Origin of the sequence: Mesorhizobium sp. 131-2-1, assembly GCF_016756535.1 — a bacterium.
Classification (GTDB): Bacteria; Pseudomonadota; Alphaproteobacteria; order Rhizobiales; family Rhizobiaceae; genus Mesorhizobium.
The window spans coordinates 2,157,235-2,183,743 of record NZ_AP023247.1 but is presented as its reverse complement, the minus strand read 5'-3'; the positions used below and the strand labels follow the sequence as shown (position 1 = coordinate 2,183,743).

Here is a 26,509-nt window from a genome sequence, read left to right as displayed (position 1 = left end):
GCCGTGGCAGCGACAGGGTTAGAACATGCCCTTGCGTCCGCGCGGCGTCTCGAACATGCACAGTTGATCAAACCCGTCCCCTCCACCGACCAATCCAGAGGAAAGCCGTCATGGCCGAAGTGAAGTCCGACATCGAGATCGCGCGCGCCGCCAAGAAGAAACAGATCCAGGAGATCGGCGCCAAGATCGGCATTCCGAGCGAGCACCTGCTGCCCTACGGCCACGACAAGGCCAAGGTCTCGGCCGAGTTCATCAAGTCCGTGAAGGGCAACAAGGACGGCAAGCTGATCCTCGTCACCGCCATCAACCCGACGCCCGCCGGCGAAGGCAAGACCACGACGACCGTGGGCCTGGGCGATGGCCTCAACCGCATCGGCAAGAAGGCGATCGTCTGCATCCGCGAAGCCTCGCTCGGCCCGAATTTCGGCGTCAAGGGCGGTGCGGCCGGTGGCGGCTACGCGCAGGTCGTGCCGATGGAAGACATGAACCTCCACTTCACCGGCGACTTCCACGCCATTACCACCGCGCACAATCTGCTCTCGGCACTGATCGACAACCACATCTACTGGGGCAACGAGCTCGGCATCGATATCCGCCGCGTCGTGTGGCGCCGGGTCATGGACATGAACGACCGCGCGCTGCGCGAGATGATCTGCTCGCTCGGCGGCGTCGCCAACGGTTTCCCGCGCGAGGCCGGCTTCGACATCACCGTCGCCTCGGAAGTCATGGCGATCCTGTGCCTCGCCACCGACCTCAAGGACCTCGAGAAGCGCCTCGGCGACATCATCGTCGCCTACCGCCGCGACAAGTCGCCGGTCTATGCCCGCGACCTCAAGGCCGACGGCGCCATGGCGGTGCTGTTGAAGGACGCCATGCAGCCCAACCTGGTGCAGACGCTGGAGAACAACCCGGCCTTCGTCCACGGCGGCCCGTTCGCCAACATCGCGCATGGCTGCAACTCGGTGGTCGCCACCACCACGGCGCTCAAGCTCGCCGACTATGTCGTCACCGAGGCCGGCTTCGGCGCCGACCTCGGTGCGGAAAAATTCTTCGACATCAAGTGCCGCAAGGCGGGCCTCAAGCCGGCCGCGGCCGTCATCGTCGCCACCGTGCGCGCCATGAAGATGAACGGCGGCGTCAAGAAGGAAGACCTCGGTAAGGAGAATATCGAGGCGGTCAGGAAGGGCTGCCTCAATCTCGGCCGCCACATCGAGAACGTGAAGCAATTCGGCGTGCCGGCAGTGGTGGCGATCAACCACTTCACCACCGATACCGAGACCGAGATCCAGGCGATGAAGGACTTCGTCAAGGCGCAGGGCGCCGAGGCGATCCTGTGCAAGCACTGGGCCCAGGGCTCTGCCGGCATCGAGGACCTGGCCAAGAAGATCGTCGAGATCGCCGAATCCGGCGCCTCGCAGTTCTCGCCGCTCTATCCCGACGAGATGCCGCTGTTCGAGAAGGTCAACACCATCGTCAAGCGCATCTACCGCGGCGACGAGGCGATCGCCGACAAGTCGATCCGCGACCAACTGCATGCCTGGGAGCAGGCCGGCTACGGCAACCTGCCGGTCTGCATGGCCAAGACCCAGTATTCCTTCTCGACCGATCCGAACCTGCGCGGCGCGCCGACCGGCCACACCGTGCCGGTGCGCGAGGTCAGGCTCTCGGCCGGCGCCGGCTTCGTCGTCATCATCTGCGGCGAGGTCATGACCATGCCCGGCCTGCCCAAGGCGCCGTCCTCGGAAAAGATCTTCCTCAACGAGGCCGGCCAGATCGAAGGCCTGTTCTAGGCATTCTTTCGGTTGCGAAAAACCAAAGGGCGCCGCTCTCGCGGCGCCCTTTTCATTTGCGGATTTGAGCCCGACTACGCGGCATTGCGCGCCAGCGCGCGCTGGTTCGAGGCAAAGATCGTGTCGCGTTCCGGCAGGGCGCCGGTCTTCAGGCAGTCGACCCATTCGGCGGTCTTCAGCACCGCCGCGAAGCGCGACTGCAGGATGATGGTGACGACGCGATGGATGTCTTCGGCCGAGGCATAGCCGGCGCTGTTGGCGTAGGGCACCGAGCCGCTGGCGTCGGCGAGGAACTCGACCGAAAAGCCCATATGCACGGCGTGGATGATGGTCGACAGATCGCAATTGTGCGTCATGTAGCCGGCGACGGCGATCGTATCGATGGCGTTGGCGCGCAGCCACGCCTCAAGGTCGGTGCCTGCGAAGGCGCTGGGCAGCAGCTTCTCGACATAGTGGTCGCGGTTTCGCCTGGCGATCTCGGGATGCAGCTCGCCGCCATGGCTGCCCTTGGCGAAGATCGGCGAGGTCTCGGGAGCCATCTGCTTGATGACCACGACCTTGACGCCGGCTTCCGCCGCCGCGTCCATGGCGCGCGCCACATTGACGACGCTGTCGCGGAACGGCGGATGCTGGATGGCGAGGTTGCCGCCGTCATAGTCGTTCTGGACGTCGATGACGACAAGCGCGCGGCGCGGCTGGGCGGTATTGGCTGGTGCGGACATGGCGATCTCCTTTCGACCGGGTTGATGCAAGGAGCCTAGGCCAGGCTCCGGCGTGCCAAAAGTGTCCCGATTGACATCGTTCGAAAGAATTGGGACAATCCAGCTGTGTCCCTCGGAGATCCCATGGCCGATCCGATCGTCGCCGTCATCGCCTTCGACGGCATCAGCCCGTTCCACCTCTCCGTGCCTTGCCTGGTATTCGGCACGGACCGCACAAGGCTAGGCTTGCCGCGCTTCGACTTCCGCGTCTGCGCCATCGAACGGGGACCGATCCAGACCGACGCCGGGTTGAGCATCGCCGTGCCTCACGGCCTTTCCGCGCTGGACGACGCCGATATCGTCATCATCCCGAGTTGGAAGGATCTCGACGCTCCGCTTGCGGAGCCGATGAGGGAGGCGCTGGTCCGCGCCCACCGCCGCGGCGCGCTGGTCGTCGGGCTATGTCTCGGCACCTTCGCCATCGCCGCCGCGGGACTGCTCGGCGGACGAAAGGCGGCCACGCATTGGGCCTATACGGAGAGGCTGCAGGCACTTCATCCCGACATCGCCGTCGATGCCGACGTGCTCTATGTCGACGATGGCGACATCGTCACATCGGCCGGCGTCGCCGCAGGACTCGATTGCTGCCTGCATATCGTGCGTGCCCGCTATGGCGCGGAGGCAGCGTTGCGGCTCGCCCGGCATGTCGTGCTGTCGCCGCATCGGCAAGGCGGTCAGGCGCAGTTCATCGAACGCCCCGTGGCGCCGACCCCGACCGCCGACCGGTTCGCGCAGGCCCTCGACAAGGTGCGGGCGACACTCGGCGAGGCGCACAGCCTCGACAGCGTCGCCGATGCGGCCGGGCTCACCCGGCGCACCTTCACGCGACGCTTCCAGAAATCGATCGGCGCAAGCTTCGGCGACTGGCTGGCCGATCAGCGTGTGGCGCTGGCGCAAAGGCTGCTGGAGGGAACGGAGAAATCGATGGAAGCGGTGGCCTTCGAGGCCGGCTTCGGCAGCGCCACGTCGCTGCGCCAGCATTTTTCGGCGCGGCTCAAGACCTCGCCGATGCAATACAGGCGCGAATTCTCGAGGAATGTTCCGCCGGACCGGATGACTTACTCGCCATTGCTGTAGATAGCTCTCTCTGGTCGTTCAGCGCTTCGCGATCGCCCGCGCCGGGTTGCCGACGACCGTCGTGTTCGCGGCCACGTCGCGCGTCACCACCGCGCCGGCGCCGACGATGGCGCCCTCGCCGATCGTGACGCCGCCAAGGATGATCGCGCTGCCGCCAATCCAGGCATTGTCGCCGATCGCGACCGGCCTTGCGATCTCCAGGCCAGCCTGCCGCCCTGGGGCTTCCCGGTGGTGCTCGGCGCAATAGATCTGCACATTGGGACCGAGCAGCGTTCCCTTGCCGATGCGGACCGGCGCCGTGTCGAGGATGGTGCAGCCGGCGTTGAGGAAGGCGCCATCGCCGAGAAAGAGGTTGAACCCGTAGGCGCAATGGAACTGCGCTTCGATGCGCGCCCCCTCGCCCGCGCCTCCCAACAATGACCGCAAGGCCGGCCCGATATCGCCGCGCTGCCGGGGCGGCAGGCTGTTGTGTTCGAACACCGCATCGCGCGCGGCAATGCGCAGCGCTTCCAGTTCCGCATCGAGGCAAGTGTACCACTCGCCCGCCGCCATCTTCATGCGTTCACTTGCCGTCATGGCTGCATCTCCATCGAACTACTGCCAAAGCACAATCCTTTGTTGGGCGAAAGCCGGCTGGCCAAATGTACCGCCTATGCTAGCTTGCTCGCGCCGGACTGTGCGAGGTCCTGATATCGAGGGGGTCAATCATGCTTTATCTGCTTGCTTTGCTGATCGGGGTCGTTGCCGGGCTCCGCGCAGGAACGGCACTTGCCGTCACCGCTTGGGGTGCCTGGCTCGGCTGGCTGCCGGTCGCCGGCACCTGGGCCAGCTTCATGGGCCACTGGATCGCCGTCGGCATCTCCACCATCCTGGGGCTCGCCGAGTTGGTCAGCGACCAGTTGCCGTCGACGCCGAGCCGCAAGGTGCCGCAGCAGTTCGGCGCCCGCATCGTCATCGGCGCCTTTTGCGGCGCGGTGCTCGGCGCGAGCAGCGGCGCCACCATCGGCGGCCTGATCGCCGGCGCCATCGGCGCTGTGATCGGCACGCTCGGCGGCGCCGAGTTCCGCGGCCGGCTGGCGGTCGCTTTCGGCAAGGACCCGCCCGCCGCCTTCATCGAGGACGCCGTGGCGATCATCGGCGGCCTGCTGATCGTGGCGGCCGTGGCATGACGGCGAAAGCTTTCGACGCCATCATCATCGGCGCCGGACAGGCAGGCACTCCGCTCGCCGGCCGGCTGAACGCGGCCGGCATGAGCGTGGCGCTGGTCGAGCGCAAACTGGTCGGCGGCACCTGCGTCAACACCGGCTGCATCCCGACCAAGACGATGGTGGCGAGCGCCTACGCCGCCCATCTCGCCCGCCGCGCCGCCGACTACGGCGTGACCCTTTCCGGTTCGGTCGGCGTTGACTACAAAGCGATCAAGGCGCGCAAGGACAAGGTGTCGGGCGCTTCCCGCACAGGGCTGGAAACCTGGATCGCGGGCATGGAGAAATGCACGCTCTACCGCGGCCATGCGCGCTTCGAGTCCGCCAACACCGTGCGTGTCGGCGACGAACTGCTGACCGCGCCGAAGATCTTCCTCAATACGGGCGGCCGCGCTGCCGTTCCCGACCTGCCCGGCGTCAACGAGGTGCCCTACCTCACCAATTCCTCGATGATGGATCTCGACGTGCTGCCCGGCCATCTGATCGTCGTCGGCGGCAGCTACATCTCGCTCGAATTCGCGCAGATGTTCCGTCGCTTCGGCTCGGAAGTGACTGTCATAGAGAAGGCGCCTCGGCTGACCGGCCGCGAGGACGATGACGTCTCGGCCGCCATCCTATCGATCCTGCAAAACGAGGGTATCACCGTCCATCTCGGCGCAGACGACATAGGTTTTGCAAAACAGGGCGGCGGCGACATCGCCGTCACCTTTTCCGCCGGCCAGCCGCCGGCGGTCGGCTCGCATGTGCTGCTGGCGCTCGGCCGTAACCCCAATACCGACGATCTCGGCCTCGACAAGGCTGGCGTCGAAGTCGACAGGCGCGGCTTCATCGTCGTCGACGACCAGTTGCGCACCAGCGTTCCCGGCATCTGGGCGATGGGCGACTGCAACGGCAAGGGCGCCTTCACCCATACGTCCTACAACGACTTCGAGATCGTCGCCGCCAACCTGCTCGACAACGATCCGCGCAAGGTCAGCGACCGCATCGAGGCCTACGCGCTCTACATCGATCCGCCGCTCGGCCGCTGCGGCATGACCGAGACGGCCGTGAAGAAGTCCGGCCGCCGCGCATTGGTCGGCCAGCGACCGATGACCCGTGTCGGCCGCGCCGTCGAAAAGGGCGAGACGCAAGGCTTCATGAAAATCCTCGCCGACGCCGACACCGGCGAAATCCTCGGCTGCTCGGTACTCGGTCCGGGCGGTGACGAGGTGATCCACTCGGTGCTCGACCTGATGTATGCCAAGGCGCCGATATCGACGCTGGCGCGTGCCATGCACATCCACCCCAACGTTTCCGAGCTTCTGCCGACCATCGCCCAGGAGCTCAAGCCGCTGGCCTAGGGCCGCCGTCGGCGTGGTTTGCGCCCATAGCGCCTCGGCCTGGACCAATCGACAGCGCCATCGCAAAAGTGCATGTGTTCGGCCTTTCCTGGAGGCCTCCATGCAGAAGACGATCGAGCGCATCGCCGGCGACGGCGAGGGCATTTCCTACGAATTTCCGGTGATCCGCTTTGCGGGGACCGACAGGGCGGCGCCTTCGGCCTATCTGCAGGCGGCGCTCCATGCCGGCGAGCTGCCGGGCGTGGTCGCCATCGACGCGCTGATGCCGATGCTCGCCAGGGCCGAGGCCGAGGGCCGCATCAGCGGCGCCATCACCATCGTGCCCTGGGCCAACCCGATCGGCCGCGCCCAATACCATTTCGGCGAGCATCAGGGCCGTTTCCATCTCGGCACCCGCACCAACTTCAACCGCGCCTTCCCGCTGCTTGCAGCGCCCGACCCCTCGCTCTTGCCCGATACCGGGCTCGGCACGCCCGACCAGCGACTGAAGGCCAGGCTGCTGCAGCTATCGCTCGGCCACGACATCGTGCTCGACCTGCATTGCGACGACGAGGGCCTGCCCTACCTCTACATCCACACCAGCCTGTGGCCGGCGATGGCCGATTGCGCGGCCGCCATGGGTGTCGATGCGGTGCTGCTGTGGAGCGAAGATGCCACCGGCACGTTCGAGGGCGCCTCGATCATGCCCTATCAGAATGTCCCGGCGGATGTGGCGCGTTTCGACCGGCGCGTTGCCACCACGGTCGAATATCGCGGCATACTCGACGTCGACGGCGCGTTGGCCGTTTCCGATGCCGAGGGGCTCTACCGGCTGCTGGTGGCGCGCGGCGCCGTCGCCGATCCCGCCATGGCCGCGCCCGGCACCTTCGCCGGCACCGTGGCGCCGCTGGAGAACATCGACATGATGCCGGCGCCGAAAGGCGGCGCGATCCTCTACGACGTGAAGCCCGGCGACCGCGTCGCCAAGGGGGCGCGGCTTGCGACAATCGTCCATGCGCCGGGTGAAGCCGGCGGCCGCACGGAAGTGTTCGCGCCACAGGCCGGCCTCATCCTGACCCGGCGCTCGCGCCGTATCATCCGCGCCGGCGAGGATCTCCTGAAGCTGGTCGGCGACAAAAGGAGCGACGATGCGCGCTCGGGAACGCTGGAGGACTAGAGAGCCTTCGGCTTTACCACCTGCGTGGAATCCGCTTGCCGATCAGATCAATCGCCGCTATGGGAATCGCCATGAACATGCGCTCGAACAAGACCATTTGGTGGTGGGCTCGCTGACAGCGGCCTGTTCGAACGCGTGCGCGTGAAAAGAGAGGGTGGCCGCAACGGAATGTCCGGGCGGCCATTTGTTTTTTGAAGCCATCCCCGGGTCCGTTGCCCCAAGAAGCTGAAATAGCAAGACGCTGATGGAGACGGCAATGACGACAAGAGTTCTGGACAACGGGGCCGAGCGCTTCGTCACGGCAGGTGGCGTCGCGATCACCCGCGAGCGCCACGAGCAGCCTTATGAAGGCGCCATCGACGCCTATGTCGACGGGCTGAATTCCCGCCGCGGCGCCGTGTTTTCCTCGAACTACGAGTATCCGGGCCGCTACACGCGCTGGGACACCGCCATCATCGATCCGCCGCTGGTGATCTCCGCGCGCGGCCGCGCCATGCGCATCGAGGCGCTGAACGGGCGCGGCGAAGTGCTTTTGCCGGTGATCGGCAAGGCGTTGAACGGTCTTGCCGAGGTCTCCATCGTCGAGACGTCGAAAAAGCTCATCCGCCTCGAGGTTGCCAAGCCCGGCCGCGTCTTCACCGAAGAAGAGCGCAGCCGCGTGCCTTCGGTGTTCACGGTGCTGCGCGCCATCACCGCTTTGTTCAAGACCGAGGAAGACGCCAATCTCGGCCTCTACGGCGCCTTCGGCTACGACCTCGCCTTCCAGTTCGACCCGGTCGACTACAAGCTCGAGCGCAGGGAGAGCCAGCGCGATCTGGTGCTGTTCCTGCCTGACGAGATCCTGGTCGTCGACCACTATTCGACCAAGGCCTGGACCGACCGCTACGACTATTCCGGCGAGGGTTTCTCGACAGAGGGTTTGCCGCGCGACGCCGCCGTCGAGCCGTTCGGGACCGCCGACCGCATCCCGCCGCGCGGCGACCATGAGCCCGGCGAATATGCCAACCTGGTGCGCCGGGCGATGGAAAGCTTCAAGCGCGGCGACCTGTTCGAGGTCGTGCCCGGCCAGATGTTCTACGAACGTTGCGAAACCGAGCCTTCCGAGATCTCGCGCAAGCTGAAGGCGATCAACCCCTCGCCCTATTCCTTCTTCATCAACCTCGGCGAAGGCGAGTATCTGATCGGCGCCTCGCCGGAGATGTTCGTGCGCGTCAACGGCCGCCGCGTCGAGACCTGCCCGATCTCCGGCACGATCAAGCGCGGCGACGACGCCATTTCAGACTCCGAGCAGATCCTGAAGCTGCTCAACTCGAAGAAGGACGAATCCGAGCTCACCATGTGCTCGGACGTCGACCGCAACGACAAGTCGCGTGTTTGCGATCCGGGCTCGGTGCGCGTCATCGGCCGCCGCCAGATCGAGATGTATTCGCGGCTGATCCACACCGTCGACCACATCGAGGGACGGCTGCGCGAAGGCATGGATGCCTTCGACGCCTTCCTGTCGCATGCCTGGGCGGTCACCGTCACCGGCGCGCCGAAGCTCTGGGCCATGCGCTTCATCGAGCAGAACGAGAAGAGCCCGCGCGCCTGGTACGGCGGGGCGATCGGCATGGTCAACTTCAACGGCGACATGAACACCGGGCTGACGCTGCGCACCATCCGCATCAAGGACGGCATCGCCGAGGTGCGCGCCGGCGCCACCCTGCTCTTCGACAGCGTCCCCGAGGAAGAAGAAGCCGAAACCGAACTGAAGGCATCCGCCATGCTCTCCGCCATCCGCGACGCCAAGACCGGCAATGCGGCCGGTGCCGAACGCACCGCCGCGCGCGTCGGCGACGGCATCAACATCCTGCTGGTCGACCACGAGGACTCCTTCGTCCACACGCTGGCCAACTATTTCCGCCAGACCGGCGCCAATGTCTCCACCGTGCGCACGCCGGTGCCGGAAGAGGTCTTCGAGCGGCTGAAGCCGGACCTCGTCGTGCTCTCGCCCGGACCCGGCACGCCGAAGGACTTTGATTGCGCCGCGACGATCAAGAAGGCCAGAGCCCGCGACCTGCCGATCTTCGGCGTCTGCCTCGGCTTGCAGGCCCTGGCCGAAGCCTATGGCGGCGAGCTCCGGCAGTTGCACATTCCGATGCACGGCAAGCCGTCGCGCATCCGCGTCTCCAAGCCGGGCGTCATCTTCTCCGGCCTGCCCAAGGAAGTGACGGTCGGCCGCTATCACTCGATCTTTGCCGATCCGGTGCGCCTGCCCGACGATTTCCTGGTCACCGCCGAGACCGAGGACGGCATCATCATGGCTTTCGAGCACCGCAAGGAGCCGATCGCCGCCGTGCAGTTCCATCCGGAATCGATCATGACGCTCGGCCACAATGCCGGCATGCGCATCATCGAGAACATCGTCGCGCACCTGCCGCGCAAGGCCAAGGAAAAGGCAGCCTAGCAGCGATGGCCGCAACGGAAGACATGACGGCGGCCGCGGCAAAAGCCGCAGCCAAGCGCAAGGTCGCCAGCCTTGCCTTCTGGTCGATCGTCATCGCCTTCCTGGTGATGGGGCTGAAGTTTGTCGCCTGGCATATCACCGGCTCCGTTGCCCTCTACTCCGACGCGCTGGAATCGATCGTCAACGTCATCACCGCGACCGCCGCTCTGTGGGCGATCCGCATCAGCCATAAACCAGCCGACAGCGACCATCCGTTCGGTCATCACAAGGCCGAATATTTTTCCGCGGTGCTCGAGGGCGTGCTGATCGTCGTGGCGGCCATGCTGATCATCGCCAAGGTGTGGCAGTCGCTGCAGAACCCGGCGTCGATCGAACAGCCCTGGCAGGGCTTGATGATCAACGGCGGCGCTGCTGTGGTCAACGCCGCATGGGCCTTGGTGCTGATCCGCAACGGCCGCGCCGAACGATCGCCGGCATTGGTCGCCGACGGTCAGCACATCATGACCGACGTGCTGACCTCGGTCGGCGTCATCGTCGGCCTTGTTGCCGCGGTGATGACCGGCTGGCACATCCTCGACCCGCTGCTTGCGCTTCTCGTGGCCCTGAACATTCTCTACCAGGGCTGGAAGCTCACCGGAGAATCGCTGAGCGGCCTCATGGACCGTGCCGTGGATACGCAGGAGCATATGCGCATCCGCGACATCATCTCGGCCAATTCGAAGGGCGCGCTGGAGGTCCACGACCTCAAGACGCGCATCGCCGGCCGCGCCACCTTCATCGAATTCCACATGGTCGTCGACGCCGATATGACGGTGGGCGACAGCCATGTCATCTGCGACCGCATCGAGGACGCGCTGAAGGCCGAAATCCCCTCGGTCCGCGTCACCATCCATGTCGAGCCGGACGACGAGGCGAAGCTGCCGAAAGGCACCACGGCGGTGCCTTTCGCGTAAGGCGATTTCATATCGCAGCCTTGGAAGTTTCGACGAAGCCTTCCAACTTCGTCATTCTAGGGCGGAGCAGGAGCGAAGCTCCGTCGCGAAGACCCTAGAATCCATGCCGTTACCTTCGCCAAGGAATGCAACGGAGCAGAATTCTGCACCGCCGCAACGCTTCGAAGTCACGGCATGGCAACTGTGTTCATGCGAAGGCCGTTTTGTCTCGAATGATGGCATTGAGAGTGACTAGGAGCTTCCTTGCGACAGCGACGATGGCAAGTTTCTTCGATCCGGAGCGCGCGGCGAGCGCAGTGTAGAAAGTTCTGAAGCGATCGTTGGCGCGGATGGCGCCCAGCGCCGCCATGTAGAGGGCGCGGCGCACGCGCGGGCGGCCACCGCTGATCTTGCTCTTGCGCTTGGCCTTGCCGCTCTCGTTGTCGAGCGGGGCAAGGCCTGCAAGTGCCGCGATCGACTTGGGCGAGCGCCGGCCGAGCTCGGGCATGTGGGCCAGCAGCGAAAGCGCGGTGATGGTGGAGACGCCTGGTACAGAGACCATCAGCGTGTAGTCGAGAGCGGTGTCCTCGGCTTCGCGAATGGCTTTGGCAATCCGGCTTTCGAGTGCATCGATGCGTGTGTCGAAGTCGGCGATCAGACTTTCAGTCTCGGTTATGACGTCCTCATCGAAGGCCTCGCTGAGATATCTCTTCAACCTTGCCCGGATCTCAACAAGATGGTCGCGGTGGCGGGCAAGCGACTGAAGGCGTTCGCCTTTCTCGCAAGGTGCCGCCTCGGCCGCAGGCTGGTAGCGACGACCGTAGCTGCTCAGCATCCGGGCATCGAGACGATCGGTCTTGGCGCGCTGGGTCGCCGACTTCGCGTAGTGGTGGGTGTGCGCCGGATTGTGCCGCGAGAACGCAATGCCGGCCTTGCCCAGCGCATGGCGCAGCAGCCGGTCATGGACCCCGGTCGCCTCCATGACAACGAAGTCACGACCAGCGCAAAGGCCTGCCACATAGGCTTCTATCGCTTCAGCCTGGTTGGCGATCCGCTGGTAGCGGCCGCTTGCCTCATCAAAGAAGTCGAGCCTCGCTTTGGAGATGTCGCAGCCGACATAGTTCTGCACTATCATGGCCATGCCTCTTCCTGTGGTGCGGGGTCTGCTGAAGACAGCCCCGTGCAACTGTTCAGGTTGATGGTTCATTGGTGGGAAGGGACCGAGCCATGCCGCGGCCTGTCCTCGAAGGGACGACCAGGATCCTCTCGGCCTCCTTCCCACTTCAACCATAGGACTGAGCAAACACACAGGATTCTACGGTCTGCGCCGCGTCGCTTCGCTCCTTGCTCCGCCATAGAATGACGAAGCGCTGGTTACGGCGAACAGGCCGACTGCGGCATCGGATTCAGCCGATAAACCTTGTCGTCGGACGTCGTCTTGCCCTCAGCTGCCTTCGAACAGAGGTCGACGATGGCAAGCGCGCTGTTGGGGTTGGCCAACATCATGGTGCCATTGGCGCCGCGCTTGAGGAAAATCTCCTTCTGCGAGATGTCGCAGGAAAAGTCGCTCATCTTCGAGCTTGCCGAGCAGCGCCACTGGTCGGCCTCGCCCTGGCAGGCATAGGTCTGCGTGACCTTGCCCGACTTTTGCCTGGTCGTCACCGAAACGGCGATGTCGGCGCCATCGGGCCAGTTGGCCACGTCGCCGCCGGCAGCAAAGGAGGCCAGCTCAACCGGTCCGCGGAAGACCCGGATCGACTGCGTCACCTGGTCGGGATGCGAGGCGAGATGCGCGGCGTCGTAGTCGCGGCCGTAGCAGAAGGGCTGGTCGGGCTTCAGCCGCTCGCGCAGCGGGGCTCCGAGCGCCGGATCGATCGGATCGATGCGCGCGAACTCCGCCTTGCAGGTCGCGGCCGGCATCGGGTCCAGGCGGAAATTGTCGTCCTCGCTGCCCAGCGCCTGCTTGTTGTATTGCGCCGTGCCGAGATCCTCCTCGGCGCCCGCGTCGAGATAGACATCGGGCTGCACGTTGGAGACGATCAGCCGCCCTTTGTCGTCGACCTTCAGTGAAGCAAGCGTGCGGTCGCATTCCATGCCGCAGCGGATGCCGCTCGCCTTGTCGCTCGGATCCTCCTTGTTGCACCAGCCGGCGGCCCATTCCGGCTTCTTGGCGCCGCGCACCGTGGTGGTGAGAAAGCCGTTGTAGGAGGTGTCGGCGTTTGCCATGGGCTCCTCGTTCGGACGGCTGACCGGGTCGTGGCCATAGAAGAAGAAGATCCGCGCCACCTTCTGCTTCGGATGCGCCTTGAGATGGGCGGCATCGTAGACACGCCCAAAGCAGGCATCAGCGCCGTTGGGGCTGAGTTCGGGAAGCTTGGGGGCATCGTCGGCAAGCGCCGCGCCGACGCGGAACAACGCAGCACCCGCAGCAATGGCCACCACCATCCTCGACGTCATGTGATCCCTCCTCGCACCGCAAGACGCTGACGCAACTTATGCTAGTCTAGGCGCGAAGTCCGGACCATGCAAAATTGCGGGAGCCGCCGGATCGAGGAGGATGCGATGCTGCGCCGTGATATTTTCCGCGCCGGCCTGGCCGGAGCCGCAGGCCTCGTCGGCTTGCGCCAGGTCAAAGCGGCCGCCACGGACGAAGAAAGGCTGAAGGTCGCTTATCACCTCAGCGACGTCGACAAGGTCAATTTCGTCCTCGGCAACATCAAGAACCACTATGAAGGCACCGGCGACAATGTCGACATCGTGCTTGTCGTGCATGGGCCGGCCCTTGCGGCCTTCAAGGCGAAAGCCGCTTCCGGCGCGACGTCCAGCCGCTTTGCCGGCCTTGTCCAGCAGGGGCTCGTTCCGCAGGCCTGCGGCAACACCATGCATGGCATGGACATCACACTGGCCGACCTGCTCGACGGCTTCCAAGTCGCCGACAAGGGCGGCGTCGTCAAGCTCGCCGAACTGCAGCGCCAGGGTTACGTCTATCTCCGGCCTTGACGGCGATCGGGCTTGAACGCCTGGGCGCCGATGGCCTACGAAAGGCGCGGGGATTTCGGAGACCAGCCAACATGACGACACTTGTCATTCCCGACCTCGCCGGCAAGGCGGTGCTCGTCACCGGCGCGTCGACCGGGATCGGCGCGTCGCTTGCCCGCGCCTATTCCGCGCAGAAATGCCGCGTCGCACTGCACTACAATTCAAGCCGTGAGGCCGCCGAAAAGCTTGCCGGAACCATACGCGACAGCGGCGGCGAGATCTTCTTGACCCAGGGCGACTTCTCAAAGCCCACCGATGTCGAGCGCGTCGTCGAGGAAAGTGCCGAACATTTTGGCCGGCTCGACGGTCTCGTCAACAATGCCGGCGGCATGCTCGGCCGGGTTGCCTATGCCGACCAGACCGAGGCGCATTACGATGCGGTGATGGACCTCAATGCGCGATCCGTGCTGACCGCCTCGCGCAAGGCGATACCGTGGCTGAAGCGCCAGGGCGGCTTCATCGTCAACACCTCCTCCATCGCCGCCCGCAACGGCGCCGGCGGCGGCGCCGGCCTCTACGGCTCGGCCAAGGCCTTCGTCTCCAACGTGACGCGCGGCATGGCCAAGGAGCTGATCGGCTTCGGCATCCGCGTCAACGCCGTGGCGCCCGGCACCATCCTGACCCCCTTCCACGAGCGCTATTCGACCGAAGAGCAGATCAAGGGCATGGTCGCCACCATTCCGCAGGGCCGCGCCGGCACGCCCGAGGATTGCGTCGGCGCCTATCTGTTCCTGTCGTCCGACCTGCTCAGCGGCTACATCACCGGCCAGGTGATCGAGGTGAATGGCGGCCAGTTGATGCCGTGACGCGCCGACTGCATACTCTGGTCGAGCAACCTAGGCATGTCGCCCAAAAGTGCGCAGCGGTTTTGGGGACGACGACATGCACAAACGGAGATCTGAAGCGCTTGGCGTTTGGTCAAACGCCAAACGCTGAGAGGGGAGACAAGGAATGTACGGACTGATCGGCAAGATGCGGGCGGCGCGCGGCCAACGCGACGCGGTCATGGACGTGCTGCGCGAAAGCACCGCCGCGCTCCCCGGCTGCCTGAACTACATCATTGCCACCGACCCGGCCGACGCCGACGCCATCTGGGTCACCGAAGTGTGGACCGATCAGGCGAGCCACAAGGCTTCGCTGCAATTGCCGGAAGTCCAGGCGGCGATCGCCAAGGCGCGGCCTTTCATCGCCGGCTTCGAATTCCAGGTCGAGACCCATCCTGTCGGCGGCTTCGGCCTGCCCGCCGAAAAGGCTGGCTGAAGACGCCAATCATTTTCTCCACAAGGCGGGTTCGCATTTGCCCGTGCCCGGTCTAAGAGCCGGATATGGACTCCCCAACGGAACAACCGCCCGTTGAACGCATGGCGCGACTGCGTCGGCCCCGGCAGTGGCTGGTGCTGCTGGTGTTCTCGCTGCTGTTCGCCGGCGCGCTGGAAGTCGCCGCCTTGCCGGCGGCGCTGCTGATTGGCCCGATGCTGGCGGCGATCCTCGCCGGCACCAACGGGGCCACGGTGCGCGTGCCGCGCCCATTGTTCGGCTCGGCGCAGGCCGTCGTCGGCTGTCTCGTTGCGGCCTCGATCTCCGCCGACATCTTTCCCGTCTTCTACAAGGAATGGCCGCTGTTCCTTGGCGCGGTAATGGCGACCGTCGCCGCCTCCAGCCTGTTAGGCTGGCTGATCAGCCGCTGGCGCATCCTGCCCGGCACGACGGCGGTCTGGGGCTCCTCGCCGGGTGCCGCCACCGCTATGGTGCTGATGGCCGGCGCCTTCGGCGCCGATCAACGGCTCGTCGCCTTCATGCAGTATCTGCGCGTCATCTTCGTCTCGATGACCGCTGCCTTGATCGCGCGCATGTGGGTCGACACGTCGGGCGTCGAATCCCCAACCATCGTCTGGTTCCCGCCGATCGAATGGACCGCCTTTGCCGCCATGCTCGGCGTGGCGGTGGTCGGCGGCCTGCTCGGCCGGCTTTGCCGGCTGCCGTCGCCGTTCTTCCTTGGCACCTTCATCCTCGGCACCATCGTCCATCTCGGCTTCGGCGTGGATATGCAGTTGCCGCAATGGCTGCTGGCCGTCAGCTACGGCCTGATCGGCTGGTCGATCGGACTGAACTTCACCCGGCCGATCCTGCGCCATGCGACCCGCGCATTGCCGCAGATCGTCGGCTCGATCGTGGCGCTGATCGCCTTTTGCGGCGGCATGGCATTCGTAATCAGCCGCGTGCTCGGCATCGATCCGCTCACGGCCTATCTGGCGACCAGCCCCGGCGGCATGGACAGTGTCGCCATCATCGCCGCCGCGGCGCAGAACGTCGACATCTCCTTCGTCATGGCGCTGCAGTCGGCACGCTTCCTCGTCGTGCTGCTCATTGGGCCAAGCATAGCCAGGCTGGTGGCTAGAAACGTCAGGGACTGATTTTTGATATCCAATGCAAAAGCAATTCCAGGAAAAGTGCGCGGCGGTTAGGCTCGGCCCTGTCGATCTGCTCGTCAACAAGGTGGCAGGCCGGCATCACCCGAATATCAACGCATCCTAGTCCAGCCGCTTCATCAGGTCCTCGTCCAGCCAGCGGCCGAAGAAATAGACCAGCTGCTTGTGCCACCACGGCCAGTCATGGCTGACGTCGCCGCCCCAATAGTCGACCCAGGCCGGAATCGATTTGTCGCGCAGCACCTGTTCCAGCTCGCGCGTTTCGACCAGCATGCGCTCCTCCCATGCGCCCTGCCCGCAGCAGAAGATCAGCCGTAGCGCCCGCAGCCGGCCGAGCAGCTTCTGGTCGACGATGCCCGGCAGATAGTCGAGCGGCGAGTTGAAGAAGATGTTGCCCTCGAGCGTCCGGCCGAAGAAATCGCGGGTCGAATACACGCCCGACAGCGCAATCACGCCGCTCGCCAGTTCCGGAAAGCGGAAGACGAAATTCGACGAGTGGTAGCCGCCCATCGAACAGCCCGAAAACAGCGGCTTCAGATTGCGTCCGCCATTGGCCTTGGCGGCGACCGCCTGCAGTTCCGGCAGCGCTTCCTCGCGCACATAGCGGAAATAGGCTTCGTGGCGACCGATGCGGTGCGCCGGATCGCCATGCTTGTCGAAGAAGGATTCCGAATCGATGCCGTCGAGCGTGAACAGCTGGATGCGGCCGGTGTCGATGAAGTCGGCCAGAGCGCCAACCCCGCCGGAATCCTCGAACTGGTAGAAGCGCCCCTGCGAGGTCGGGAACACCACCACCGGCCGGCCGGCATGGCCGTAGCGCTTGTACTCCATGTCGCGGCCGAGATTGCGGGCAAACCCCTTGTGATAGGAGACGTCCATCGCTCAGGCCTTTTCCGCGTGGATGTAGTCGACCGCCTGGCGCAACGCCTTCTGGTCCCTCGAGCGCATCTGATAGGCGTAGTTCCCCATGGCGCGGCTGAAAACCTCTTCGATGGCCTGGTGGTGGACGATCTTGTCGCCGTGGGCGGCTAGCACGTCCTCATGGCTGTGCAAATAGTCGATGTGGCGTTTGCGGCTGGCATAGGCGGTGAAATACTTGCCCTTGTAAGGTCCGCCGGCGGCATCCTTGACCACCATGTCGGCCCATGCGGCATAGACGTCGATGTCGAACGTATAGTTGATGGCGTCGGTCATCCAGGCGCCGGGCGGGCGCATGTTGACCTCGAGCGCGATGATGCGCTTGTCCTTGGTCTCGAACAGTTCGATGTGGAAGAAGCGCTCGCGCACGTCGAACGCCTTCAGGATCTTGCGGCCCGCCTCCTCCACCGCCGGGGTGATCTCGGGAAAGCAGGTGTAGCTCATGTGGCGGTCGTGGTTGACCGCCTCCATGATGCTCTGGTCGTAGCGGTGGCTGGCCGCCAGCACCACCTCGCCGGCGCGGTTGACCAGCCCGTCGAAGGTCACCACCAGCCCCTCGATGAACTGCTCCATGACGAAGGTCACGTCCTCCGGCTTGTCGCGGAAGAACTGGTCGAGTTCCTTTGCGTTGGAGATCTTGAACGTGTTCGAGGCGCCGGAGCCCGAATCCGGCTTCACCACCACCGGGTAGCCGACGCGGCGGATGAAGGTCATGGCGCCGGCGCGGTCGGAGCATTTGCGCTGCGGAATGGTCTCGACGCCGCTCTTGCGGAAGAAGGCGCGCATGCGGCTCTTGCGCTTCAGGTTCTTCACGAAATCGAGCTTCGTGCCGAAGATGTTGAAATCGGTGCGGATGTTGGCTTCCAGCTCCAGCCAGTGCTCGTTGAGCGACTCGAAACGGTCGATACGCCCCCATTTGTGGATGAAATGGCCCATGGCCCGGAACACGGCATCGTAGTCCTCCATGTCCGCGACACGGTAATATTCCGACAATGCCACCTTCAGTTTTCCGTTCAGCGCCTCATAGGGCGCATCGCCGACGCCGAGCACGGTGGCGCCGGCCTTCTTCAGCCGGTCGCAGAAATCGGCGCCGTTGGCGGGAAAATGCGGCGAGAAGAACACGAAATTCACGGACGACCTCCCCCTGCAGCGAGGCACTGCGGCCCCGTCGAACCTCAACTTTGGCGCATTTGCAGCCTGCGCGAAAGAGGACACCTGCCGCAGGCCAAGGCACGGCCCACTTGCCTCGGGGAGGCCGCTCCTGTATGAGAGCCGCCATGAACACGCGCGCCTCTTCCGTCGCTTCCCGTCCGGCTGGCTTTGCCGGCGAGACCGTGCGCGCGCTGCATTCGACCCTGCTTCTTCTCGGCCTTATCGGCGATCGCCGGGTTCGCTGAAGGAGCGCCCGGCGGTCGAAACGCCGCTGACGCGCACGCTCCTTGGCCAATTGGCAAGTCACATCAAGCGAACGAAACTTTGGTAAAGGCGCCGCTCGGCACCAAATCCGCCTGAAGGCGGGTCCGCGAGCCGCCGGGAGAGACGACGATGAACGCACGAGAAGACATCGGCGCCGATCATGCCGCGAAGGGCATGTCGGACGCCGCCCGCAAATACCAGCCCTACCCGACCGTCGGCCTCACCGACCGCACCTGGCCGTCGAAGGTCATTGACAAGGCGCCGATCTGGTGCTCGGTCGACCTGCGTGACGGCAACCAGGCGCTGATCGACCCGATGGGCCACGAGCGCAAAGCGCGCATGTTCGGCCTGCTGCTCGACATGGGCTTCAAGGAGATCGAGATCGGCTTCCCGTCGGCCTCGCAGACCGATTTCGATTTCGCCCGCTGGTGCATCGAGGAAGGCAACGTGCCAGCCGATGTCTCGCTGCAGGTGCTGGTGCAGTGCCGTCCCGAATTGATCACACGCACCTTCGAGGCGCTGAAGGGCGCCACCAACCCGATCGTGCATTTCTACAACTCGACCAGCGAATTGCAGCGCCGCGTCGTCTTCGAGAAGGACGTCGCCGGCATCAAGCGCATCGCCACCGATGCCGCCAAGATGATCACCGACATGGCGGCCAGGGCCGGCGGCGGCTACCGCTTCGAATATTCGCCGGAGAGCTTCACCGGCACCGAGCTCGAAGTCGCGCTGGAAATCTGCAACGCCGTCACCGAGATCGTGAAGCCGACGCCCGACAACAAGCTGATCATCAACCTGCCCTCGACGGTCGAGATGTCGACGCCCAACATCTATGCCGACCGCATCGAATGGATGTGCCGCAACCTCGACAACCGCGAGAACCTGTTGATTTCGTTGCACCCGCACAATGACCGCGGCACCGGCATCGCCACCACCGAGCTCGGCCTGATGGCCGGCGCTGACCGCGTCGAAGGCACACTGTTCGGCAATGGCGAGCGCACCGGCAATGTCGACATCGTCACCCTGGCGCTCAACATGTACACGCAAGGCGTCGATCCCGAGTTGGACTGCTCAGACATCAGCCGGATGAAGGACGTCTACGAGTATTCGAACCAGCTGAAGATCCCCGAGCGCCACCCTTACGTCGGCGAACTGGTCTACACGGCCTTTTCCGGCTCGCACCAGGACGCCATCAACAAGGGCATGAAGGCGCTGAAGAAGGCCAACAAGCCGCTCTGGGAAGTGCCCTATCTGCCGATCGACCCGGCCGATGTCGGCCGCACCTACGAGGCGATCATCCGCATCAACTCGCAATCCGGCAAGGGCGGCATCGCCTATGTGCTGCAGGCCGACTACGGCCTCAATCTGCCGCGCAACCTGCAGATCGAGTTCAGCCAGGAGATCCAGGCCATCACCGACGCCGAGGGCAAGGAGGTGCCGGTCAAGCGCATCCATGAGCGCTTCCTTGAGACCTATGTCGACCAGCCCGGCGCTAGGATGAAATTCATCGACCATCACACCTATCCCGACACTGAGGTGAAAGGCCGGCGCGTGATCGAGGCGGTGATCCTCGACAAGGGCAAGGAAATGACCATCACCGGCACCGGCACCGGCCCGATCGACGGTTTCGTCGACGCGCTGTCACGCCATGTCGGCGTCGAGATGTCCGTGCTCGACTATTCCGAACATTCGCTCCAGCGCGGTTCGAACGCCTCGGCGATCTCCTATGTCGAGATGGAATATCCGGGCGGCAAGCTGTTCGGCGCCGGCATCAACACCAACATCGTCGCCGCCTCGTTGGAAGCGGTTGTTTCGGCCGCCAACCGCATCGTCGGCCGCAAGGCCGGCTGATCCTCTCTGGCCTGGAGCGCCCGTCCGCGGCGCTCCAGGACGCCCTGCATGCATTGCGATTCCGGCCTTCGCGCATTAACCATGGGCAATTATCCGGTGGCTTACGCGATCGCATAATACAAGTACGCTTGTGCGGCAGTGCCATCGCTATATTATCGCGCCTCAACCTGTGCCGAATTCGAGAGGATCGACACTTGCAGCATGCCACGCCTGCCGCCCCCGCAGTGCGCGAGACACTTGAGCGACTGCTTGCCAGCGAAACGTTCGGACGCTCGGAGCGTGCCCGAAAGCTGCTGCGCTATCTGGTCGAGCGCGAGCAGGCCGGCGAAGCCGACCGGCTCAAGGGCTTCTCCATCGCAATGGATGTTTTCGGCCGGGACGGCGATTTCGATCCGTCGACCGATGCCGTGGTCCGGGTTCAGGCGGGCAGGCTGCGCGAGCTTCTGCAGCACTATTTCGCCAATGAAGGCATTGCCGAACCAGTGCGTATCGCCATTCCGCGCGGCGGCTATGTTCCATCCTATGAGCTGAACGCAATTCGCCTGCCGGCCGGCGAGCAGCCGGCCATCGTTGCGCCCGGATTGCCGGAGGAGCCCGCTTCCGCACAGTCCGCGCCGCTGATGTCGCCGGCCGCGTCTGCGGCTCCTGGCCCGTCGCTGACCCGCCATCTGCTGTTCTTCTGGGGCGCGATCGCCGTCGTCATCGCCATGCTGGGCGTGCTCATCCTCCGCCAGGGCGGCGATGTCTTGCTCGGCGGCGGGGATGCGGCCTCGGCGGTCGAAACAGGGGCCGCGACGGGCAGCATCGCGTCGCCACCGGTGGAGACCTTGCCCTTGATCTACATCGCCACAAAGGCGAGTGGTCCCGAGGCGGCACGCGTGGCTGCCTCGCTGCGCACCGGCCTTGCCGGTTTCGACACGATAGACTTCATCGGGCGCGACGCCGACGGCACGCATGATCCGGCCGCCGACGCCACCAGCTTCGTATTCGACATCTTGCCCGGACCCGCGCCAAGCGACGTCACGATCGAACTGCAAAATGTCGCCACCGGCCGGGTGCTCCTATCACGCAACCTGACGGCCGAGGACAGTGCGCCCGACGCGGTCGAGGACAGCATCGCCAACATATTGACCTCGACCATTCCGGCCTCCGGACCGATCTACGGCTACATCGAGCAAAGCGGCATCGGCACCGGCCTGACTGAGTGCCTGGCGCTCAACGACAGATACTATCTCGATCAGAGCGCAGCGACGCATGAGGCTGCCTATCGCTGCCTCGAGAAACTTGCCAACCAGGGCGCGAAATCGTCGCTCGTCTATTCCGAACTCGCGTCCCTGCATCTCGAGACCGTCACCGATCACTACGCCTACCCTTCCGGGGCAACGATCGAACAGGCGATGTCGTTTGCCCACCGCGCCGTGCAGATCGGGCCGACCAGCCCCTACGCGCATCGCGCCTACGGCTATCTCAATTCGCGCCTCGGCAACACGGATGAAGCGATCCGCTGGATGCGTAAGGCCCACGAGCTCAATCCTTACGATCTCGGCATGGCCGCGGCCTACGGCTATGGGCTGATCTTCGCTGGCAGGTACAGCGAAGGCACCCCCATCATGGCGCACGCCGTCGAAACCTTCAGCGGCCACCCGACATGGTGGGACTACGGCCTGTTTGTCGGCGCATTCATGCTGGGCGATACGCGGCAGGCCGCCATTGCCAGTGAATCGTTGCGCACGACTGCAACCAAGTCGCATTATCTGGCCGCGCGCCTGATCGGCGCCAAGGCTGCCGGCCGCGACCAGTTGGCCGGCCAGCTGGCCGATGAGCTCGTCGCCAAATTCCCGAAATTCGCCGCCAATCCGCGCGCGACCTTCGTCGACCGGAAATACCCCGCCGATCTCACCGACAGGTTGGTCGAGGCCTTGCGTGCAGCAGGCCTGGGCAACGCCAGCTGAACTTTACTGGAACGGCGCGGCTGATCGCAAAAACTTTACTGGCCGTTGCTCTGGACAAAGAGCATTTCAGCCACAATCTGTCGCTGGACGGCCGTCCGGTCGCCGGGGCATGCGGTAACTCATTAAACTCATGGATCCATCCCTTTACGCCGCCGAACGGGGCGCCGGCTCGAAGATTGTCGTATTCCTGCACGGCTTTGGCGGGTGCCGCGATATCTGGCGCGAGGTGATCTCGACGCTGCCACCAGGCATGCGGACGATTGCCTACGATCTTCCCGGCCACGGGCTTTCGCTTGGCGTCCCAGGCACATCAGCCAGGGCCGCGGCCAAGGCGATCCTCGCCGACCTGGCGACACGCGGAAGGAAAAAGGTGCATCTCGTCGGCCATTCGATGGGCGGCGCGGTCGCGACCCTGATGGCGTTGAGCGAGCCTGATACGGTGGCCTCGCTGACACTTCTGGCTCCGGGTGGATTCGGCACGGAGATCAATGGGCCGTTGTTGCGCCGCTATGCCGCTGCCGCCGATAGAGACGAGATCCGCACCTGCATGGCAGCCATGTCCGGGCCAGGGGGACTGCCCCCGGAAGACATCGTCGACACGCTTGCTGAGATGCGAGAACGCCCCGGACAATTGCAGAAACTCGTCGAGATCGCCGCCGCCATGACCAGGGACGATCGGCAAGGCGCCATTCCGCGCGAACAGCTGGACACACTCGCCATGCCGGTGATGGTGGTCTGGGGGACGGACGATGCCATGCTGCCATTCACCCAAGCCGACGACCTGCCCGCGCATTTCCACCTCCACCATGTGCTGGAAGCTGGCCACATGCTCGTCGAGGAGGCGCCCGACCTGATCGCCGACATCGTGCGCCGAAACACGAGGCGCCGTGGCAGGCGCGCGCGTCCGCTGCTTGGCGCGGCGGCGAGCTGACCTCGACACCATCTCGCCAGTGCATTTTGCCGGCGACTGTGTTAACTCGCTGTTAACCAACGCGAGGCAGCGCCAATGAAGGACGTAGGCGAGAAAACCACCCCGATCGAACAATCGCACAAACTGTCCGATGCCATCCGCGACGTGAAGAACGCTTTTGCCGATCGCGACGATGTCGTCGTCGATATGCGCGAGGCGCATCGGATGCGGCTCGATCTACTCGCCGCCGAGCTCGCGCCTGTCTTCGCCGAGGTGCCCGCCGACATGGACAATTTCGACTTCGCCGTTTCGTCCGGCCTGCAGCCGCGCCTGTGGATTGACGCCGTCAGCCACGTCGCCATGGGGCGGGACCGCCGCACCTACCGCTTCCTCAAGGATACGCGCATCGGCCGCGTGGTGCTCGCCGAATCGGTCGACATGAAGATCGTCGCCGATCAGGTGACGCGCTATGTGGCCGAGCGTGTCGTCGAGCGCCAGCGGATGATGGAAGGCGGCGTCGAGCATGCCGTTCCGAGGCTGCAGCGCGCCTTGGTGGCGGAGGCCGATCCGCCGCTGCGGGCGGCTCGGCGCGGCAAGGCCTGGTCGGCCGTCCTGTCCGGTTTGGGCCTGATCGCCGCCGGCGCGCTGGTTGGGCTTGCCGTGTCGCTGGTGCTGTTCTGGGACCGCCTCGCGGCCATCAAGGTCAGCTTCTGACCATTTGGCGCGGTGCCTCGGCATCGGCCCCCAGTTCAAGCACCTGCAGGTCCGAAGGCGGCATCGCAGGGCCGGTCAGGCCGCGTCGCGTCAAACGGACCAGCCAGTCGCCTCTTGCGCCGTCGATATCGATGAGATTGTACTGCGCCGCCGGGTGCCTGCCGCCAAGCCCTTGCCCCGCCGCGGCGACGCCGACGACCGGGATCCTGACGCCGCGCCGGCCGATGAAGAACAGCGTCGGGTCATGCGAATGACCGTGCAGGACAAGCTCGGCGCCATGCCGGTTTACGGTCCGCTGGAAGAGCTCGATGCCGAACAGCCTCTTGTATGGGGAAACAGCGCCACGCACCGGCGGATGGTGGATCATGATTACCCGAAACAGACCGCTGCCGGCCGTTGCGTCCAGTATCTTGCCGAGCCGTCGCGCCTGGCCTGCCCTGAAAAAGCCGTTGGCCATGAAAGGAGCGGTGGCGCGCGCCGTCGAGACGCCGATCAGAGCGACATTGCCGCGCACGCGCAGATAGGGAAAGGCGTTGCGGTCGACCGGCCCGCTGACGCCGTCGCCGGTCATCCACGCCGCCCATGATCGGCAGGCCTTGTCGAAGGCGCCCGGCACATAGGCATCGTGGTTTCCGGGGACGACCGACACGTCATCGGGCGAGCCCAGCGTCTCCAGCCAGTGTCTGGCCATCTCGATCTCGCCGTCGAGCGCCAGATTGACCAGATCGCCGGTGACCGCGAGGTGGTCCGGTTGGCTAGCCTTGAGATCGGCGACGATGGTGTCGATGACCGCATCGTGCATGTGGCGGCGGCGATTGCGCTGCCAGTTGACATAGCCGACCACGCGCTTGGAGGCGAGTTCGCGATAGGTTACACCGGGAAGCGGCCCCAGATGGACATCGGAAATATGCGCGAGCCTGAACATTGCTCTTTCATAAGCGAGCCCGTGCCTGCTTTCCACTCATGGTTTTGCCCCCGCTGGCGGTTCTCCCGGTGACGGAACCACTCGATCCCGAACAGGCCATGCGTCAGACCGGCTGGCCGGGCCTCAGGGCACGGCTGTTCCATCTGTTTTTCCTGCTCAGGCGGCCGATGACGCTCGGTGCGCGCGGCCTGGTTTACGACCGCGCCGCCAACAGCATCTTCCTGATCCGCCACACCTATGTGCCCGGCTGGCAGCTGCCGGGCGGCGGCGTCGAGGTCGCCGAAACGCTGGTCGAGGCGCTGGCGCGCGAGCTTGCCGAGGAGGGCAACATCACCATGGCGGCGCCGCCAGTGCTGAAGTCGGTGCATTTCAACCGCCGCTCCAGCAACCGCGATCATGTCGGCTTCTATCTGATCGAGAATTTCAGCCAGGCGTCGCCAAAGCTGCCGGACCACGAGATCGCCGAAGCCGGTTTCTTCCCGCTCGACCGCTTGCCGGAAGCGACGACGCCGGCAACGCTGCGGCGCATCGCCGAAGTTTTTTCGGGCGCTGATATCTCGCCCTACTGGTAACCCTAGGCGGCTTTCCCGAACCGCGCGCGGTCGTGCGGCACGCCATAGTCAAGCTCCGGTCCGACCGGCACGATGCCCGTCGGATTGATCGTCTTGTGGCTGCCGTAATAGTGCGCTTTGATGTGGTGCAGGTTGGCCGTGCCGGAGACGCCGGGCACCTGATAAAGGTCGCGCAGATAGTTCGACAGGTTCGGATAGTCGGCAATGCGGCGCAGATTGCACTTGAAGTGCCCGACATAGACCGGGTCGAAGCGCACCAGCGTGGTGAACAACCGCCAGTCCGCCTCGGTGATACGGTCGCCCACGAGATAGCGTTGTTCTGACAGCCGCTCCTCCAGCGTATCGAGTGCTGCGAACAATTCACCGAACGCCTCCTCGTAGGCGACTTGCGTGGTGGCGAAGCCGGCGCGATAGACGCCGTTGTTGATGGCCGGATAGACCAGCGCGTTGACGCGGTCGATCTCCGCGCGCAGCGCCTCGGGATAGAAATCGAGACTCTTGTCGCCCCATTCGTCGAAGGCCGAATTAAGCATGCGGATGATCTCGGAAGATTCGTTGGAGACGATCGTCTCTTCCTTTTTGTCCCACAGCACCGGCACCGTCACCCGGCCCGAATAGGCAGGATCGGCCTTGCTGTAGATCTGGTGCAGGAAATCGAGGCCGTAGAGCGTATCGCCGGTGGCGCCCTCCTGCGGCAGGAAGGTCCAGCCGTGCGCGCCCATGAAGTGATGCACCACCGAGACCGAAATGACATCTTCCAGCTTCTTCAGTACCCGGAAGATCAGTGTCCGATGCGCCCACGGGCAGGCCAGCGAGACATAAAGATGGTAGCGGCCAGGTTCGGCCTTGAAGCCGCGCGCCCGGCCTTCCGCCGGCGCGCCGTCGCGCGTGATCCAGTCACGCCATTGCGACTGGGCCCGCACGAACCTGCCGCCATTGTCGGCCGTGTCGTACCAGCGATCCTGCCACCTGCCTTCGACAAGCAATCCCATGCAAATCTCCTTCACGCCCTGGCGCCAATGTAGGCGCGGGGTTGCGATCGCGAAGGCGCGATGTGCTGAACAGACCGTCACTCG

24 protein-coding genes are annotated in these 26,509 nt (G+C 64.7%); 16 read left to right on the top strand and 8 right to left on the bottom strand.

All coding sequences use genetic code 11. The annotated features are described in order from the left end of the window. Positions 1 to 110 precede the first annotated feature (110 nt). Positions 111 to 1,790 (top strand): formate--tetrahydrofolate ligase, encoded by a 1,680-nt coding sequence (locus JG743_RS10615; protein ID WP_202300146.1) that lies wholly within the window; start codon positions 111 to 113, stop codon positions 1,788 to 1,790. Between the two features lie 74 nt (positions 1,791 to 1,864). On the opposite strand, the gene JG743_RS10610 is transcribed toward JG743_RS10615, so the two are convergent. Beyond that, positions 1,865 to 2,512: a cysteine hydrolase family protein gene (locus JG743_RS10610; protein ID WP_202300145.1), complete on the bottom strand. Its 648-nt coding sequence runs from the start codon at positions 2,510 to 2,512 to the stop codon at positions 1,865 to 1,867. 123 nt (positions 2,513 to 2,635) lie between these two features. On the opposite strand from JG743_RS10610, the gene JG743_RS10605 reads away from it, so the two are divergent. After that, positions 2,636 to 3,628, top strand: coding sequence for a helix-turn-helix domain-containing protein (locus tag JG743_RS10605; RefSeq protein ID WP_202300144.1), 993 nt, complete (start codon positions 2,636 to 2,638; stop codon positions 3,626 to 3,628). 18 nt (positions 3,629 to 3,646) lie between these two features. Here the strand turns inward: JG743_RS10605 and JG743_RS10600 are convergent, their stop codons facing one another. Beyond that, a complete protein-coding gene (locus tag JG743_RS10600) occupies positions 3,647 to 4,204 on the bottom strand; it encodes a sugar O-acetyltransferase (RefSeq protein WP_202300143.1) in 558 nt (185 codons plus the stop codon). 131 nt (positions 4,205 to 4,335) lie between these two features. On the opposite strand from JG743_RS10600, the gene JG743_RS10595 reads away from it, so the two are divergent. From JG743_RS10595 to JG743_RS10575, 5 genes are all read left to right on the top strand, one after another. Continuing rightward, a complete protein-coding gene (locus JG743_RS10595) occupies positions 4,336 to 4,797 on the top strand; it encodes a DUF4126 domain-containing protein (protein WP_202300142.1) in 462 nt (153 codons plus the stop codon). Beyond that, on the top strand, positions 4,794 to 6,173 hold the full coding sequence (locus tag JG743_RS10590; RefSeq protein WP_202300141.1) for an FAD-containing oxidoreductase: 1,380 nt from the start codon (positions 4,794 to 4,796) through the stop codon (positions 6,171 to 6,173). Before JG743_RS10595 ends, JG743_RS10590 begins: the two co-directional genes overlap by 4 nt. Before the next feature lie 100 nt (positions 6,174 to 6,273). Further along, positions 6,274 to 7,329: a succinylglutamate desuccinylase/aspartoacylase domain-containing protein gene (locus JG743_RS10585; RefSeq protein WP_202300140.1), complete on the top strand. Its 1,056-nt coding sequence runs from the start codon at positions 6,274 to 6,276 to the stop codon at positions 7,327 to 7,329. Between the two features lie 256 nt (positions 7,330 to 7,585). Then, on the top strand, positions 7,586 to 9,775 hold the full coding sequence (locus JG743_RS10580) for an anthranilate synthase (protein WP_202300139.1): 2,190 nt from the start codon (positions 7,586 to 7,588) through the stop codon (positions 9,773 to 9,775). Between the two features lie 23 nt (positions 9,776 to 9,798). Further along, positions 9,799 to 10,728 carry a cation diffusion facilitator family transporter gene (locus JG743_RS10575; RefSeq protein ID WP_202302562.1) on the top strand — a complete coding sequence of 310 codons (930 nt, stop codon included), beginning with the start codon at positions 9,799 to 9,801 and terminating at the stop codon, positions 10,726 to 10,728. Between the two features lie 187 nt (positions 10,729 to 10,915). On the opposite strand, the gene JG743_RS10570 is transcribed toward JG743_RS10575, so the two are convergent. Together JG743_RS10570 and JG743_RS10565 are read right to left on the bottom strand one after the other, a co-directional pair. Continuing rightward, positions 10,916 to 11,848: an IS110 family transposase gene (locus JG743_RS10570; protein WP_202292791.1), complete on the bottom strand. Its 933-nt coding sequence runs from the start codon at positions 11,846 to 11,848 to the stop codon at positions 10,916 to 10,918. Positions 11,849 to 12,081: 233 nt separating this feature from the next. After that, positions 12,082 to 13,164, bottom strand: coding sequence for a hypothetical protein (locus tag JG743_RS10565; RefSeq protein ID WP_202300138.1), 1,083 nt, complete (start codon positions 13,162 to 13,164; stop codon positions 12,082 to 12,084). A gap of 105 nt (positions 13,165 to 13,269) precedes the next feature. On the opposite strand from JG743_RS10565, the gene JG743_RS10560 reads away from it, so the two are divergent. The 4 genes from JG743_RS10560 to JG743_RS10545 all read left to right on the top strand — a co-directional run bounded on the left by JG743_RS10560 (position 13,270) and on the right by JG743_RS10545 (position 16,160). Further along, positions 13,270 to 13,707, top strand: a complete 438-nt coding sequence (locus JG743_RS10560) for a DsrE family protein (protein WP_202300137.1) — start codon at positions 13,270 to 13,272, stop codon at positions 13,705 to 13,707. 71 nt (positions 13,708 to 13,778) lie between these two features. Next, entirely contained in the window at positions 13,779 to 14,552 is a 774-nt protein-coding gene (locus tag JG743_RS10555; RefSeq protein WP_202300136.1) for an SDR family NAD(P)-dependent oxidoreductase, read from the top strand. 145 nt (positions 14,553 to 14,697) lie between these two features. Then, positions 14,698 to 15,006, top strand: a complete 309-nt coding sequence (locus JG743_RS10550) for a putative quinol monooxygenase (protein WP_202300135.1) — start codon at positions 14,698 to 14,700, stop codon at positions 15,004 to 15,006. A gap of 65 nt (positions 15,007 to 15,071) precedes the next feature. Then, the gene (locus tag JG743_RS10545) at positions 15,072 to 16,160 is read left to right on the top strand and encodes an AbrB family transcriptional regulator (RefSeq protein ID WP_202300134.1); all 1,089 of its coding nucleotides are present in this window, start codon (positions 15,072 to 15,074) and stop codon (positions 16,158 to 16,160) included. A gap of 117 nt (positions 16,161 to 16,277) precedes the next feature. On the opposite strand, the gene JG743_RS10540 is transcribed toward JG743_RS10545, so the two are convergent. Beyond that, positions 16,278 to 17,054 carry an esterase family protein gene (locus JG743_RS10540; RefSeq protein WP_202300133.1) on the bottom strand — a complete coding sequence of 259 codons (777 nt, stop codon included), beginning with the start codon at positions 17,052 to 17,054 and terminating at the stop codon, positions 16,278 to 16,280. 3 nt (positions 17,055 to 17,057) lie between these two features. Further along, the gene (locus tag JG743_RS10535) at positions 17,058 to 18,224 is read right to left on the bottom strand and encodes an ATP-grasp domain-containing protein (RefSeq protein ID WP_202300132.1); all 1,167 of its coding nucleotides are present in this window, start codon (positions 18,222 to 18,224) and stop codon (positions 17,058 to 17,060) included. A gap of 414 nt (positions 18,225 to 18,638) precedes the next feature. Between JG743_RS10535 and leuA the strand changes: the two genes are divergently transcribed. From leuA to JG743_RS10515, 4 genes are all read left to right on the top strand, one after another. Continuing rightward, positions 18,639 to 20,360, top strand: a complete 1,722-nt coding sequence (leuA, locus tag JG743_RS10530; RefSeq protein ID WP_202300131.1) for a 2-isopropylmalate synthase — start codon at positions 18,639 to 18,641, stop codon at positions 20,358 to 20,360. 194 nt (positions 20,361 to 20,554) lie between these two features. After that, positions 20,555 to 22,312 (top strand): tetratricopeptide repeat protein, encoded by a 1,758-nt coding sequence (locus JG743_RS10525; protein WP_202300130.1) that lies wholly within the window; start codon positions 20,555 to 20,557, stop codon positions 22,310 to 22,312. 130 nt (positions 22,313 to 22,442) lie between these two features. Then, positions 22,443 to 23,243, top strand: coding sequence for an alpha/beta fold hydrolase (locus JG743_RS10520; RefSeq protein WP_202300129.1), 801 nt, complete (start codon positions 22,443 to 22,445; stop codon positions 23,241 to 23,243). A 75-nt stretch (positions 23,244 to 23,318) separates the two neighbouring features. Further along, the gene (locus JG743_RS10515) at positions 23,319 to 23,936 is read left to right on the top strand and encodes a hypothetical protein (protein WP_202300128.1); all 618 of its coding nucleotides are present in this window, start codon (positions 23,319 to 23,321) and stop codon (positions 23,934 to 23,936) included. Here JG743_RS10515 and JG743_RS10510 read toward each other — a convergent pair. Further along, positions 23,926 to 24,861, bottom strand: coding sequence for a metallophosphoesterase family protein (locus JG743_RS10510; protein WP_202300127.1), 936 nt, complete (start codon positions 24,859 to 24,861; stop codon positions 23,926 to 23,928). The genes JG743_RS10515 and JG743_RS10510 overlap by 11 nt on opposite strands. Before the next feature lie 98 nt (positions 24,862 to 24,959). On the opposite strand from JG743_RS10510, the gene JG743_RS10505 reads away from it, so the two are divergent. Further along, complete coding sequence (locus JG743_RS10505; RefSeq protein WP_202302559.1) at positions 24,960 to 25,433, top strand: NUDIX domain-containing protein; 474 nt, start codon at positions 24,960 to 24,962, stop codon at positions 25,431 to 25,433. A 2-nt stretch (positions 25,434 to 25,435) separates the two neighbouring features. On the opposite strand, the gene JG743_RS10500 is transcribed toward JG743_RS10505, so the two are convergent. Continuing rightward, positions 25,436 to 26,425 (bottom strand): glutathione S-transferase family protein, encoded by a 990-nt coding sequence (locus tag JG743_RS10500; protein WP_202300126.1) that lies wholly within the window; start codon positions 26,423 to 26,425, stop codon positions 25,436 to 25,438. Positions 26,426 to 26,509 lie beyond the last annotated feature (84 nt).

Excerpts from the sequence above, each read along its gene's own strand:
- JG743_RS10565 (WP_202300138.1), bottom strand. The coding sequence starts at position 13,164 with ATGACGTCGAGGATGGTGGTGGCCATTGCTGCGGGTGCTGCGTTGTTC.
- JG743_RS10590 (WP_202300141.1), top strand. The coding sequence starts at position 4,794 with ATGACGGCGAAAGCTTTCGACGCCATCATCATCGGCGCCGGACAGGCA.
- JG743_RS10600 (WP_202300143.1), bottom strand. The coding sequence starts at position 4,204 with ATGACGGCAAGTGAACGCATGAAGATGGCGGCGGGCGAGTGGTACACT.
- JG743_RS10595 (WP_202300142.1), top strand. The coding sequence starts at position 4,336 with ATGCTTTATCTGCTTGCTTTGCTGATCGGGGTCGTTGCCGGGCTCCGC.
- JG743_RS10540 (WP_202300133.1), bottom strand. The coding sequence starts at position 17,054 with ATGGACGTCTCCTATCACAAGGGGTTTGCCCGCAATCTCGGCCGCGAC.
- leuA (WP_202300131.1), top strand. The coding sequence starts at position 18,639 with ATGAACGCACGAGAAGACATCGGCGCCGATCATGCCGCGAAGGGCATG.
- JG743_RS10610 (WP_202300145.1), bottom strand. The coding sequence starts at position 2,512 with ATGTCCGCACCAGCCAATACCGCCCAGCCGCGCCGCGCGCTTGTCGTC.
- JG743_RS10570 (WP_202292791.1), bottom strand. The coding sequence starts at position 11,848 with ATGGCCATGATAGTGCAGAACTATGTCGGCTGCGACATCTCCAAAGCG.
- JG743_RS10550 (WP_202300135.1), top strand. The coding sequence starts at position 14,698 with ATGTACGGACTGATCGGCAAGATGCGGGCGGCGCGCGGCCAACGCGAC.
- JG743_RS10585 (WP_202300140.1), top strand. The coding sequence starts at position 6,274 with ATGCAGAAGACGATCGAGCGCATCGCCGGCGACGGCGAGGGCATTTCC.
- JG743_RS10560 (WP_202300137.1), top strand. The coding sequence starts at position 13,270 with ATGCTGCGCCGTGATATTTTCCGCGCCGGCCTGGCCGGAGCCGCAGGC.
- JG743_RS10545 (WP_202300134.1), top strand. The coding sequence starts at position 15,072 with ATGGACTCCCCAACGGAACAACCGCCCGTTGAACGCATGGCGCGACTG.
- JG743_RS10505 (WP_202302559.1), top strand. The coding sequence starts at position 24,960 with ATGCGTCAGACCGGCTGGCCGGGCCTCAGGGCACGGCTGTTCCATCTG.
- JG743_RS10500 (WP_202300126.1), bottom strand. The coding sequence starts at position 26,425 with ATGGGATTGCTTGTCGAAGGCAGGTGGCAGGATCGCTGGTACGACACG.
- JG743_RS10575 (WP_202302562.1), top strand. The coding sequence starts at position 9,799 with ATGACGGCGGCCGCGGCAAAAGCCGCAGCCAAGCGCAAGGTCGCCAGC.
- JG743_RS10555 (WP_202300136.1), top strand. The coding sequence starts at position 13,779 with ATGACGACACTTGTCATTCCCGACCTCGCCGGCAAGGCGGTGCTCGTC.
- JG743_RS10520 (WP_202300129.1), top strand. The coding sequence starts at position 22,443 with ATGGATCCATCCCTTTACGCCGCCGAACGGGGCGCCGGCTCGAAGATT.
- JG743_RS10515 (WP_202300128.1), top strand. The coding sequence starts at position 23,319 with ATGAAGGACGTAGGCGAGAAAACCACCCCGATCGAACAATCGCACAAA.
- JG743_RS10580 (WP_202300139.1), top strand. The coding sequence starts at position 7,586 with ATGACGACAAGAGTTCTGGACAACGGGGCCGAGCGCTTCGTCACGGCA.
- JG743_RS10510 (WP_202300127.1), bottom strand. The coding sequence starts at position 24,861 with ATGTTCAGGCTCGCGCATATTTCCGATGTCCATCTGGGGCCGCTTCCC.
- JG743_RS10605 (WP_202300144.1), top strand. The coding sequence starts at position 2,636 with ATGGCCGATCCGATCGTCGCCGTCATCGCCTTCGACGGCATCAGCCCG.
- JG743_RS10615 (WP_202300146.1), top strand. The coding sequence starts at position 111 with ATGGCCGAAGTGAAGTCCGACATCGAGATCGCGCGCGCCGCCAAGAAG.